This is a genomic window from Methylovulum sp., assembly GCF_028687615.1.
In the GTDB taxonomy this organism is placed as follows: domain Bacteria; phylum Pseudomonadota; class Gammaproteobacteria; order Methylococcales; family Methylomonadaceae; genus Methylovulum.
The window spans coordinates 1-13,877 of record NZ_JAQTZU010000005.1; the positions used below are offsets into that span (position 1 = coordinate 1).

8 protein-coding genes are annotated in these 13,877 nt (G+C 48.2%); 6 read left to right on the top strand and 2 right to left on the bottom strand.

Annotated features, from left to right (window positions below):
• Positions 1 to 81: 81 nt before the first annotated feature.
• Positions 82 to 744, bottom strand: coding sequence for an ABC transporter ATP-binding protein (locus PHH59_RS03995; protein WP_300011589.1), 663 nt, complete (start codon positions 742 to 744; stop codon positions 82 to 84).
• Complete coding sequence (locus PHH59_RS04000) at positions 741 to 1,544, bottom strand: ABC transporter permease (RefSeq protein ID WP_300011592.1); 804 nt, start codon at positions 1,542 to 1,544, stop codon at positions 741 to 743. Before PHH59_RS04000 ends, PHH59_RS03995 begins: the two co-directional genes overlap by 4 nt.
• A 1,583-nt stretch (positions 1,545 to 3,127) precedes the next feature.
• On the opposite strand from PHH59_RS04000, the gene PHH59_RS04005 reads away from it, so the two are divergent.
• The 6 genes from PHH59_RS04005 to rnr all read left to right on the top strand — a co-directional run bounded on the left by PHH59_RS04005 (position 3,128) and on the right by rnr (position 13,694).
• Positions 3,128 to 4,036 (top strand): response regulator, encoded by a 909-nt coding sequence (locus PHH59_RS04005; RefSeq protein WP_300011595.1) that lies wholly within the window; start codon positions 3,128 to 3,130, stop codon positions 4,034 to 4,036.
• Between the two features lie 73 nt (positions 4,037 to 4,109).
• Positions 4,110 to 4,472: a response regulator gene (locus PHH59_RS04010; protein WP_300011598.1), complete on the top strand. Its 363-nt coding sequence runs from the start codon at positions 4,110 to 4,112 to the stop codon at positions 4,470 to 4,472.
• Positions 4,473 to 4,532: 60 nt separating this feature from the next.
• Entirely contained in the window at positions 4,533 to 5,039 is a 507-nt protein-coding gene (locus tag PHH59_RS04015; protein ID WP_300011601.1) for a chemotaxis protein CheW, read from the top strand.
• Positions 5,036 to 8,710, top strand: coding sequence for a response regulator (locus tag PHH59_RS04020; RefSeq protein WP_300011604.1), 3,675 nt, complete (start codon positions 5,036 to 5,038; stop codon positions 8,708 to 8,710). The genes PHH59_RS04015 and PHH59_RS04020 overlap by 4 nt, the downstream gene beginning before the upstream one ends.
• Before the next feature lie 117 nt (positions 8,711 to 8,827).
• Positions 8,828 to 11,038, top strand: coding sequence for a methyl-accepting chemotaxis protein (locus PHH59_RS04025; protein ID WP_300011607.1), 2,211 nt, complete (start codon positions 8,828 to 8,830; stop codon positions 11,036 to 11,038).
• 370 nt (positions 11,039 to 11,408) lie between these two features.
• The gene (gene rnr, locus PHH59_RS04030) at positions 11,409 to 13,694 is read left to right on the top strand and encodes a ribonuclease R (RefSeq protein WP_300011610.1); all 2,286 of its coding nucleotides are present in this window, start codon (positions 11,409 to 11,411) and stop codon (positions 13,692 to 13,694) included.
• Positions 13,695 to 13,877 lie beyond the last annotated feature (183 nt).

Here is a 13,877-nt window from a genome sequence, read left to right on the forward strand (position 1 = left end):
ACAGGGACATGCCCAGCAGGGCCGTCGCCATCACCGGGCGTTTCTTGATCGGCCCCAGCAGGCCGGGCTTGTGCTTTAGTTTCATTTCTTGATGCTGTCTTTGTAGGCGCTCAGCGCGTCGTCTAGGGCGTCAAACCAAACCGCCCGTCCTTTGTTTATAAAAATTCCTGAAGTGCAAAATTCTTTTAAAGCACCTTCACCGTGCGCAGCCATAATCAAGCTGGCTTGGCCGACCATGTTTTTAAACGCATCGGAAGCCTTTTGCCTGAAACTGGCATCACCGGCTGAAGTCGCTTCATCAGAAATATAGACTTCGAATTTAAAGGCCAAGGAAATCCCAAATTGGAGACGTGATTTCATGCCAGGTGAATAAGTCCTTACCGGTTCGTCAAAAAGACTTCCAATTTCAGCAAAATCCTGGATAAAAGCCAGCCGCTCAGGAATATCGTCTTCATGGCCGTGGATACGACAGAGAAATTTAGCATTTTGCCGTCCAGTAAGTGACGGTTGCATATTGGCAGAGCCAATAGGCCAGGACATTCGGCAATGGCGTTCAATACGCCCGCGACTGGGTTGGTCAACCCCCCCAATAATCCGTAATAAAGTGCTTTTTCCGGCCCCATTGCCACCGACGATGCCAACACTGACATTGCGGGGAATGACAAAAGACACATCTTCCAATACCCATTTGCCTGGCCCGTGGTCTGTTTGATAGCGTTTAGAGATATTTTCAACAATTATCATTTGATTAGGATTCTTCGCGCAAAATGAATTTGTAAGGCCAAACCAAAAAAAATGGAAACAAGTGCGCATTGATACAAATACGTCAGATTCGTTCCATTGACCACGTGATAGTAAGATGACACCCCCAAGCGGGCAACTTCCAATCCATGCGCGAGAGGATTGTAAAGCACCCAGCCAAGATAAGGCTGAGGGATACTGTGTAAAGGGAATATGGCCCCCGAGGTAAAATAAATAGGCATCCCTAACAAACCAATGACCTTACCAAATTCAGGAACCAATTCAACGGTCACAGAACAAATCATCCCATATCCTAAGCCCATAAGCCAAAGCCCGAAAAATGCCGACAACATCATGCCGGCATCATCAGGTATCAAGTCAACATTGATCAGAAAGATGGCGCCGGCAGAAGTGATAATTATGACAAGCAACGCTATAAAACCTTCAAGAAAAGCGCGTGTCAGCAAGGTGTCGATGGGCTTGACTTGCCGATAACCAAACAGGGTCTTGTTGGCACTGATGGCGTTCTGCACTTGTGAGGATGTCCGCTTATAAACCGAGATGAAGGTTAAACCCACGATCAACCAAGCCAGTACGTCTATGCCGCTGACGACTTTCATACGAATGACCGTGAAAATAACCAGCATGACGGCTACATTAAGGATCGGTTCGCCGAGCAGCCACACCGCAGCTCCACGCCCAGATGATAATCGGGTTACCGCTTCCCGCAAGAATAGCGCATTCCATACTGACAAGGTGACAGCCAGAGGTGTTCTTAAACGCTCATTAGAGGGGGTTGTCATAATGGATAGGTTGTTTGGACAAAATTAATTATGGGGGTAAATCTTTTTGATATTGAAAAACCGGAATCGCCAGATGCTATGGATGCTATGGCTACAAACGGATTCTAACTTGGTGACCGCAGATGGCGAAATATCAATATATAACAAACGGGCGTTAGTTATTATGTTGGAAATAACGGCTTACTACTTCGGTTACGAGTCTATCACGCCGTGAGCAACGTGATCAATAGCCAGCCCTGCAAACCCAATAGCCCAGCTCATTTAAAGCCGATCTTATATACCAGCAGCTATCTTTTGATGGTAGTTCCGCAATCGGAATGATAATAGATTTGTCAATAAAATATTGCGATGACTGTACGCCTTGAAGTACGGGCATTCGACCCAATAAATCGGTAGGCTTGACTTTTTACAAATCATTCCGATTGCAGGACTACCCTTTTGATAACATGACAAAAATAATGTCGCAGGAGTTATTCCACATAAATCCCAATTCTTGTTTAGGGTTCGGTAAAAAACAACTTTCCGATTTGAATTAGGATACAGGAAGCCAGTAGGGGCGAATCCATTCGCCCTAGGGATTAAAATCACCCCTACAAAATGTACCCGTCAAAATTTAAGGAAGCTATTTTTAGCCAAATCCTTATCAAGATGTTGCGTTTATGATTGTTATTTCTGGTTAATGGTACTGTTTAAAATTAATTTTGTTTGTGAAAAATTACCCAAATTTTAAATACGCCAAAATCTTTAGGAACGGACAAATATCGCTAGCGGTTAAATTCGGGCTGTTTTTTAAACAAATTCAACTTACAAGGATGGGAAAAAGATTGTTAATCCGCCCCTACCTAGAAGGTCACTGCCAATAAGTTAAGAACGTGTTTTAAAAGCTGCTACACGGTTCGATTGCTGCGTTGCGCGGTGCTCGAAATCCTCATGTACTCCAGTACACTCCGATTTCTCCGCTCCGTGCGCCTTGCACTCGAACCGCTCGCTACGCTTTTAAAACACGTTCTAAGAAAAACTTCTAACAATTATAGTGTTATAAATAATTGATTGAGCCTGGATAGTAGGATGTGCTGTATCCGGGCATAAAAGGTACGAAGCGCATCTATCGAGTTTTCCCGCGATGGACGCCCCTCCTGTCATCGGCACATCCTATAGCTATCTCATTGAAATATAATGAGAAAACATTAACTTAATGGCAGTGGCCTAGAAGATGGCAATTGACTATTATCCATCATCTGGACACATAGAATTAACATATCTTTTTCTTTATGCGTCGACCCAATAATTTATAATTTTTTAGTGCTAATCGTATTTTTTGCAAGATTTAACCTAATCGTGCAAAAGCATTGCAAATTTTGTATAGTTATAACTGTTTGACGTTGACAAGTTGTTAATATTATTTAAAATCGAGTTCAGCCTCAAACATCCGTTCCTAATGTCATTTATGGTATATTGATTTTGCCAAATCTTTAGGAGCCGCAAAATCCACTGCATAATCAGCACCCCCCCATCCCAAAAGCTAAAACGCACCCACCTCCGTTTCAGGATTAGAAACACATAAAATCGCAATGGTTGACTCTATGATGGCACAAAATATTTCACCCTCTGAAAATAAAGAAAAACATGACGATCAGCAACTTCGGGTGGTCATTTTAGGATTTGAATCCGCAGATGAAGAAAGGCTTATCCGTACATTTCAATGTGACCGGACTGAAGGGCGAAGATACTTCCCTAGCAAATCTTTAGAAGAAAAAAGCAACGGCATTGTTATTGTCAATTATGACAACCCCTTAGCCCTACGGGAAAAAGATGCGATTCTGGAAGCCTATCCTCAATCCCAAGTGATGGCGGTAAGCCGTGGCCCCCTGAAGGAAGCGCCTGCCCATCACCTACGCGGAATGTTAATTGCCGCCAGAGTGTTTAGTGTGCTCGACAAAGTGCCAGTAGAGCCCTCTTGTGGCGACACCTTAGCCCCACAACCAATAATTGCCGGCACGCCATTGCAAGTGGTTGCCATAAAGCCACTGGCATCCACACCAACGGCCCCTATCGAAAAGCCAGTAGCACCAGTCATTTCAACATCGCCCAACAACGCTGGCTTCCGTGCCTTAGTGGTGGATGACAGCCTTGCCATCCAAAAGTCTTTGGAACTTAATCTTGCCACCTTGCCGCAAATCCAAGGCATTGATTTTGCCAATAACGGCGAAATTGCCATAGAGAAAGCTGAAGCCCAACAATATGACCTCATTTTCTTGGATATTATGATGCCGGGCATTGACGGTTACGAAACCTGTGGTCTTTTACGAAAAAAACCGGAGTACAAAAAAACGCCCATTATTATGGTGTCAGGAAAAAACTCACCTTTGGACGAGGTTAAAGGCGTGGTAGCCGGCTGTACGACTTATTTGACAAAACCGATACAGCCGGAGGCGTTTCAAAAACTCGGCACCAGGTTGATTTCTTGGCTAGAAAAGCAAAAAAAACCGTAACCATCATCTTGTCTTGCTGAGGCAACGGTTTCGGCAATCTTTAAATTCCAACCTAATTTAGGTAAAGCCCCCCATGCCCATACAAAAAATTTTAATCTGTGACGATTCCCAAACCGATTTAATGAACCTGAGAAACTCGTTAGCAGACGCCAATTGCCTGTTTATTACGGCAAGTAATGGTGATGAAGCGGTTAAAAAGGCAAAATCTGAACAACCTGATGTCATTTTTTTGGACATTGTCATGCCAGGTATGGATGGTTATGCCGCTTGCCGCACCTTGCGGGATGACCCTGAAACCAAGCACATCCCTGTTATTTTCGTCAGCAGTAAAAGCCAAAAAGCGGATCGTGTTTGGGCGCAAATGCAGGGGGCAAAAGATTTAATCGCTAAACCATATAATGCAAAAGAAATTGCCGATAAATTAGCCAATCTCTAAGTAATTATTTTATATACCTTAATTTTGGAGCATCACTCAATGGAAATAGCAGGGTTTAAGATGTCCGGCCTAGTCGACACTGGATTTCCGTTAGTGCCGCAAGCAGAAACCCAAATAGAAAGCGTTTTTGGCATTCGCATCGGAAGCCTGGGCTTTTTAATATCTACGGCGGTTTATTGTGAAGTGCTCGATAAAGTTCAAGTCAGCGCGATGCCTAATGTGCATCCTTGGATAAGCGGGTTATTAAATTTGCGCGGCAATTTGGTGCCGGTTTTCGATTTGCACAGGGTATTGGAAGAAAAAGCGGCTGATCCCAAAAAACGCCGTCTATTTGCCATTGACCGTGGCGATAAAGCGGCTGCACTGTGGATAGATAGTTTTCCTGAGATCAAAAACAGCGCGTCCTTGCTGCCTCTTGAAGAGCTTCCCTTGCTAGCGCCTATTTTGCAAGCATTTGTCACCGGTGCTTATGAACAAGACGGGCAAGTTTGGCTTAAGCCCCAGTTTGAAGATTTTTTTAAAGTGCTAGGGCATCACCAGCATAAAACAGAGGAAACGGTGACATGACAGAAATAGCCCAGATCACGCCGGAATCAAAAAAAGATGGGGATCCTGCCTCTGTTCTTGGGCAGCTTGCCGACTTGTCGGCGCAGGAAGGCTATTATGGGCTACAGGATGCCAACCTGGTGCTCGTCGATGTGATAAGCGGGCTTCCGGCAGCAACGGATTTAAACTCATTGCTTACCGCTTGGACTTTACTGGCGGAACAATATCTGGCCCAACCGACAACCCAATCGGCAAAAGCAATAATCGCTTATCTTCGTCGTCCAGAATTGGGCATCCCGATGGAAGACGAAGAATTTGCCATGCTCGAACAACAGCTTTGTTTTGACGCAAATGCTCCCGATGCGGAAGAAACAGCCGCCGAAATCCAACCAGATCCGCAAGCTACCGAAACACCCTCCATCCTGGATACTTCCAGCATCGCACTAACCCGGCAATCTTTGGATGCACACATCGCCAACATGGAAATGCTTGCCGATCAAGCCGCTGCTGATGGGTTTTATGGTCTCCAGGATGCCAATCTTTTATTGGCAGAAGCCCTGCGGGAAACAGACCTGGAAGCCGTCGGCGCAGATGTGGTGTCCATGCTTGCCTATTGGTCCGAACTGAACAAGCTTTACAACAAGCAGCCCAACGAAGCCATAAATGCGATCATTGCTTTCCTTCGCCAACCCACATTGAATATCCCTATGGGCGAGGATGAATTTGCCTTGTTGGAAGAGCAAATGACTATCGCCGCCGATGGTAACGGGCCTGATCAAGCCGCCAACGAAAACCGGGATGATTTGCCATCGGCCTTTATCCCAAGCCGTGCCGATGACGACACTTTTTCAGAAGCTTTTTCAGAAGATTTTTCAGAAGCTTTGTCACCCGTGACGCAGGAACTGGTCGGCTTATTGCTGCTGGAAACCCGGCAAGTCTGTTCCTGCCTAGAAAATATAACCATCGGCAACAGCAGCTCGGTGTTGGAGAGCTTGCAGCAAACCTCAGAGGAACTGGAACGTTTCGCCAATGCCGCCAAGACAGCGGGATTTACCGGGCTAGGGCAAATTTGCCTCCATATCAATCAAAACTTGCATCGTTTTCTTAAACAAATCGATTTGTTCACCGCCGAAAATTTAGAATTGTTGCTGGAATGGCTTGCTCAAGTCCAAGACTATTTACCGTCATTCAATGACCGTAGTGCGGCGCAACTGATCGTCAGTGGCTTGGCTGATGAGCAATGGCCCGTGCCAATGGCACTCGAAGAATTGTCGGGCATCCTGATGCAAATTCGCGCGGAAAGTTCTTCCGTAGAGGATCAATCCGAAGCTGAACGTGAGCAAGCGGCGCGTAGCGGTACCGCAACCGATGAAGATGTGTCGCTCGCCTTGCCAGGCGATGTCAATCAGGAACTATTGGAAATTTTACTGCAAGAATTGCCAATACAGACCCAGCAATTCTCCGAAGCCGTGCAACGTATGCAAACTGGCAGCAGCGAGGCTCTGGAAATTGCCCAGCGGGTCGCCCATACCCTCAAAGGTTCGGCAAACACCGTTGGCATTAAAGGCATTGCCGTATTGACGCACAATTTGGAAGATATTTTGACCGTCTGCGCCAATGGGCAAAAATTGCCAGGACGTACCTTGAGCAACGCCTTGGTCAATGCCGCAGATTGTTTGGAAGCCATGAGCGAGGCCCTCATGGGCTTTAGTCCGCCGCCTGATGACGCCAAGGCGGTATTGCAGGAAATCCTCGATTGGGCCAACCGGATTGATAAGGATGGCATACCGGATTCCGACACAGAAGGAAACGAAATAACAGCCACCATTGATTCCGGTGCTGGGCTTGAGTCGGTCGAAAAACCCGTTCCGGCAGCCGCCCCAATCACCATGATGCGGGTTCCTGCCAATCAAATTGAAAACTTGTTCAGGCTTTCAGGCGAAAACATCATCCTTAACAGCCAGGCGAACGAAACCCTGCGCCGCATGAAAAAGCAGTTACAGACCATACAGTTACAATTCTCGCACTTACAACAATTGAGTGCTGAATTGGAACAATTGGTTGATCTTAAGGATTTGTCCGGCCAGGCCGTAACGTCAACAGGCCCGGATTTTGATGCCTTGGAAATGGATCAGTATAACGAACTGCATACCGCCAGCCGCCGTTTGATCGAAGCGGCGGTCGATGCCCGGGAGATGAGCCTTGATGTCCAAAAAGAACTGGAACAAATGGACGAGGTTCTGGATTATCAGCAACGCTTGATGCTTGAAACCCAAGAATCCATCATGAAGACCCGCTTGGTCTCGGTGGCGACCATCAGCCCGCGTTTGCAGCGGGCGTTACGGCAAACTTGCCGACTGACCGGCAAGCAAAGCGATTTGAGCCTATCCGGTGAAGAGCTGTTGATTGACAGCGATATGCTACATTCTATGGTTGATCCGCTGATGCACTTGTTGCGTAATGCCGTCGACCACGGCATTGAAAACGAAGCGGACCGCCTACAACTCGGCAAAGCTGCTCAGGGCCACATATCCATCCGCTTTGAGCGGGAAGGCAATAATATCTTGGTGAGCTGCCAAGACGATGGCCAGGGCCTGGATTTCAACGCCATCCGTGCCGCCGCCGAAAGGCGCGGTGTGCTGGCACCCGATCAAGAAGCCTCAGAAGATGACTTAAAGCGTTTTATCCTGCGCCCCAATTTTTCCACCCGCACCCAATCTACCCAGACCTCAGGACGCGGAGTCGGTATGGATGTCGTGTATTTCCAGGTTGTAAACCTTGGCGGGACGCTCGGCTTGCATTCCCGTAGAGGCCAGGGCTTGACCGTTGAACTGCGGATGCCTTTGCCATTAAGCCGGTCACACGCACTCTTGGCGAATGCCGGCCCGTATCGGGTGGCAATTGCCAGCAAAGGCATCAAGCAAGTTTTATATTCTGGACCCGATGACTTTGCCACCAGCGATGGACAAGCCATGCTCCGCCTGGAAGATAAGGCTTATCCGGTACTATCGCTGAACACGCTGTTGCATGTCCCGCAAAATCCCCGGCAAATGCACACGAATGGTGTTGTCCTGCTGGTGCAAAACGGTGATGACATCACGGCTGTCTTGCTGGATAGCGTTACTGACAGCCTGGATATCGTCATAAAAAACTTTGGCTATTACCTCAAGAAAATACCAGGTTACCTGGGCGCGGCAATTATGGGCGATGGTCTAGTCGCTCCCGTGTTGGACGTACCTGAACTGCTCAGGACTTCCGTTGCGGCTTGGAATTTGGACACGATTGAAGCCATCGAAATAGAGGAGCCAAAATCGCTGTTGCCAACTATCCTGCTAGTGGATGATTCCCTCAGCCAGCGTCGCGCCCTTGAGCAACTGCTGGAAGACGCGGGCTTCAACACCATCTCGGCGCGTGACGGTATCGAAGCCGTCAACCTGCTGCAACAGATCAAACCGGATTTGGTGCTCACCGATTTGGAAATGCCCAGAATGAACGGCATAGAACTCACCGCGCATATCCGCTCGAAAGCCGCGATAAAAACCTTGCCGGTCATCATGATCACGTCACGGACCACGCAAAAACACCGCATGATGGCTGAAGGTGCCGGGATCAATTTTTATCTCGTCAAACCGGTACGGGAAGACGAGCTGCTCGCGAAGATGCAAATGTTGATGGAAGCAAGCGTATCGTAGCAAGCGCACTGGCATCCAATTTAGAAACACACAAAATTTTAGCCCATGATTTCGGAGCTAAATCCGAAATTGGCTTGCAGATGATCTTTGATGATCTTTAATTAAGGGAAACATAAAATGAAACAAAACAAGGCAAGTCTGTTTAGTCGGCTACTGCTGTGGCAAAAGTTTGCGATATTGGGTGTCATCGCCATTGTTTTGGTGGTTTTGCCGTTTGGCTTTTATCTTGTCGGTGCGCAAAATGGCATTACGGTGACGCAAAAAGAAATCGACGGCATAAAGCCATCGGGCAATATGATAAAAATTGTCCAAATGACGCAGGAATACCGTAGCTTGGCGTCACGGGCCTTAGGAGGCGACAAGTCCAATATCGCTAATCTTGAGCTTAAGGCCAAAGAAATTGATGATGCTATTGCGGCGATGGACAACTTGCTCAAAAAAAGCGTCAGGGACCAAGCCACGGTCAAAAATTGGGGTATTGCCAAAGAACACTGGCAAACGTTGGCTGAGCAAGTAAAAAGCCATAAGCTCACCGCTTTGCAAGCATTAAAGGCACAAACCGATTTAATCGCGGAATACTTTGTGATCATTGATAAATTGGCCGACTTTTATTTGCTATCGTTTGATCCTGAAGCCGGTTCCTATTTCATGATCCGCTCGGCGTTATACGCCATGCCGCAATTGACGGAAACACTGGATAAAATACGCAGCTTAGGTACCGGCATATTGATGGGCAATAAAACCGATACCGCCGGGACCGCGTTCCTTAGCTCGTTTATTTCGGAGGCTAAAAGCCATCAACAAGAATCATCGTCCCAATTACAAAAAACGATGGCTCTCGTACCGAACGTGAAAACTAAATTGCAAACGCCGATGCAAGCCGCCTTCACCGCAGTCGACAACGTCTTTAAGCTAACTGAAACTGAAATAATTGCTAAAGAATCAATTGATTATGACCACAAGGATTTTTTTAATGCCTATACAACGGCAATCAACGGTGTTTTCGACTTGAACACCCAGTCCATCGTTGCATTGAAACAATTGCTTGAAGACCGGAAAAACCGTTTGCTGACAGAATTGTTCACCGTGAGCAGCGGCATTTTCTTCCTGTTTGTCGTCGGTGCGGTCATTGCTTTTTATGTCTCGCGTAGCATTACCGTGCCTGTCAAACATTTGGTAAGCGTTATGCGCAAACTTTCTGAAGGAGATAGCAGCGTTCGCTCCAATTTAGGAAACCTCGATGAAATTGGCGTGATGGGCCGCCAATTCGATGCCTTGGTTGACCAACGCGAAATGATTAGCGTCACCATCCAAAAAGAAAATGAAAACCTCAATAACTCCATCATTGAATTGCTTTATGCGGTGGCAAAACTGTCGCAAAGGGATCTGACTGCCAAAGCGACGGTGGCCGAAGACGTGACCGGCCCGGTGGCGGATGCCTTGAACCTGCTCGCCAATGAAATGGCAAAAGTATTAAACCGTGTCGTGCAAATCGCACATGACGTTGCGGACGTGTCCGGTCAGGTGCAAACCCAAGCAGCCACGGTCATTAATCTGGCGGCGGATGAAAAGCAAGATGTCGAACAAGCGGCCCTTGAACTTAACGAAGCCTCGGTTGCCATGAAAGATATTGCCAAATTGGCATTTTCATGCAACGAAGCGGCACAGAAAGCCATTGAGAACACCAACAAGGCGCAAGAGTCGGTAATCGACACGGTACAAGGCATCACGACCATCCGCGACACCATCCGCGAAACTGAAAAACGGATCAAACGCCTCGGTGAACGCTCACAAGAAATCGGCGGCGTCGTGAACTTGATCAACGAAATTTCTGAACGCACCCACATCCTCGCGCTCAACGCCTCCATGCACGCCGCCTCGGCCGGTGAAGCCGGACGTGGCTTCGCGGTGGTTGCCAACGAAGTGCAAAAACTGGCGGAAAACTCGCGTGAAGCGACATCAAAAATCGCCGCGCTAGTCAACAATATCCAGGTGGAAACGGCAGATACGGTAATCACGATGAACGATGCGATCAGCCAAGTGGTACGCGGGACTGACCTCGCCCAACAAGCCGGTAATGAAATGCGCGAAACCCGCGACACTACCTCGGAGTTGGTGCAATTGGTCAAACGGATTGCCGAAAGCTCGACCACCCAGTCGGAAACCTCGTTACGTCTGGTGGAACGCGCCCAACAAATCCAAAAAAGCACTAACCAAACTTATGACCAATTGCAGGAGCAAGGCCGGCAAACTGACCTTTTGGTGGATTTGTCCAATAACCTGGTGTCATCGGTTGGAGTATTCACTTTGCCTAAAACGGTCGGCTAGCATCGCTAACTGGACAGGTTCTAAGGCTCAAACGGAACTTAGAACCTGCGGGGGCTTGGACACCAACTAAAACGTACCCGCACCGGCGAATCCCCCACTTCCACCCCACCTTTGACTTAAATACACTTATCCAGACAAAGCCGCCGTTACATACCCTATTCTTTGTAGCCCCAAAGCCCACTAAATCAGAGTCCATCAAACCTTCTGCTTGGACGAAAATATTCCCCTAACTAGCCATAAGCCTTTTATTGGCTAAAGATATTCGACCAACAAGCTTTTTATGGATGATTTTAAATTCTAATCAATAGCCTAAGCATGTATCATATAAACATCAGCTTTATTATAGCCATTACCATTATTTCATTATTAAATGCCCTTGAAGTCTAAAAAAGACGTTGATTTCAGTTCAACAAAAGACCCATACGCCCAGCGCGAAGCTGAGAAGTATGAAAAACCCATCCCCAGCCGCGAACTTATCCTCCAGTTAATCGAACATGCCGGCAAGCCCTTGTTACGCAAGGAAATTGCCGAAGCGTTCACAATGGAGAGCGAAGACGAGCTGGAAGCTTTGCGCCGCCGCCTACGCGCGATGGAGCGCGACGGGCAATTGCTGTTCAACCGCGAACAACGCTACTGCCTAGTCAACAACAAAGATTTGCTTGTCGGGCGCATCATCGGCCATGCCGACGGCTTTGGCTTTATCCGCCCCGATGATGGCTCGGACGATTTGTTCCTGTCGCCACGCGAAATGAACCCGCTGCTACACAATGACCGCGCGATGGTGCGTATCGTCGGCATCGACAAGAAAGGCCGCCGCGAAGGCGCAGTTGTGGAGATACTGGAGCGTAACACCCACCAAATCGTCGGACGGCTCTACAAAGAAGACGGCTTCACCTACGTCATCCCCGACAACAAAAACATTTCGCAAACTGTTTTGCTGCAAAAAGACGGCGTCGGCAAGGCCAAGCAAGGCCAGATCGTCGTCGCCGAAATTGTCGAACAACCCACCAAACTGCGCCAACCGATAGGCCGCATCATTGAAGTGCTAGGTGACCATCTTGCGCCAGGCATGGAAATTGAAATGGCGTTGCGCTCACACGATTTGCCGCATCGTTGGCCTGACGAGGTATTGGAAGAAATCAAACCGCTGACACCGGAAGTGCCGGAAGCCGCCAAAGCAGGCCGCGTCGATTTGCGTAGCATTCCGCTAGTCACCATCGACGGCGAAGATGCCCGCGATTTTGACGATGCCGTCTACGCCAAAAAAACCCCTACTGGCTGGAAGTTGTTGGTCGCCATCGCCGATGTTTCGCATTATGTGCAGATCAACACGGCATTGGATAACGAAGCCAAAAACCGTAGCACGTCGGTGTATTTCCCCGAAAACGTCATCCCGATGTTGCCGGAAATTTTGTCCAACGGCCTGTGTTCGTTAAACCCGCATGTTGACCGCTTGTGCATGGTCTGCGAAATGCTCATCGACCACGACGGCAACGTCACCCGCGCCAAATTTATGGAAGCGGTGATGAATTCCCACGCCCGCATGACTTACACCGAAGTGGCGAAAATCTTGGTGGAAGATGATGCGGCATTGAAAGAAAAATACAAACCGCTACTCAAGCATTTAAAAGAGCTGTACGCGCTCTACCAAGTGCTGCGCATGAAACGCGAACAACGCGGCGCGATGGATTTTGACACCCAAGAGACGCGCATCGTGTTTGGCGACAACCGTAAGATCAGCAAAATCGTCCCCGTCACCCGCAACGATGCCCACAAGCTGATTGAAGAGTGCATGATCACCGCCAACAGCGTTGCGGCGAAGTATCTGAACGGCAAAAAAATGCCTAAGTTGTTGCGTATCCACGAAGGGCCCAGCGCGGACAAGTTGTTTAATCTGAAAACCTTTTTGGGCGAGTTGGGCTTACGGCTGGGCGGCGACTCAGAACCAAAACCCTTGGACTACATGCACTTGGTCAACAGCATCAAAGGCCGCCCTGACGCACATCTGATCCAAACCGTGTTGTTACGCTCGCTCTCGCAAGCCGTCTACAGCCCTGAATTAAAAGGCCATTTCGGCTTGGCGCTGGAAGCTTACGCGCATTTCACTTCGCCTATCCGCCGCTATCCCGACTTGCTTGTCCATCGCGCCATCCGCCACTGTCTGCAAGGCAAAAAAGCTGACAGCTTTTACTACGGCGTGCCCGATATGGTCATGCTGGGCGAACATTGCTCCGCCAACGAACGCCGCGCCGACGATGCTACCCGCGATGTCGTCAGTTGGCTGAAATGCGAATACATGATGGATAAAATCGGCGACGAATTCAGCGGCATCATCTCCGCCGTCACCTCGTTCGGTTTCTTCGTCGAACTGGCGGAAATTTACGTCGAAGGTTTGGTGCATATCAGCAACCTAGGTCAAGACTATTTCCACTTCGACCCCACCAGCCACCGCCTCTTAGGTGAGCGCACCAACACCACCTACCGTTTGGGCGATAGTGTCAAAATAAAAGTCGTGCGTGTGGATTTGGATGAAAAGAAAATGGATTTTGAGCTGGTGTTGAAAGAGGCTTCGGTTAAGAAAGCGGGAGATGCGCCAGCCAAATCGGCTAAGCCTAAGAAGAAGCGGAAGAGAAAACCGAAGTCCAAAAATGATTGATTTTAGTCGTGGTTTGCAAAGTATAACGAGAGCCTAAACGGGTTTGTTCCAACAATAGGTGCCTTAAGCGAGCCGTTCCGTAACGTTTTCAGTACCTATAGCGATTTTGAAACCTGGTCCCGCCCTATTACCCATGTTAAAAATTTTTGCATCGCTACTTAGGAACGGGCATGAAATAATTTC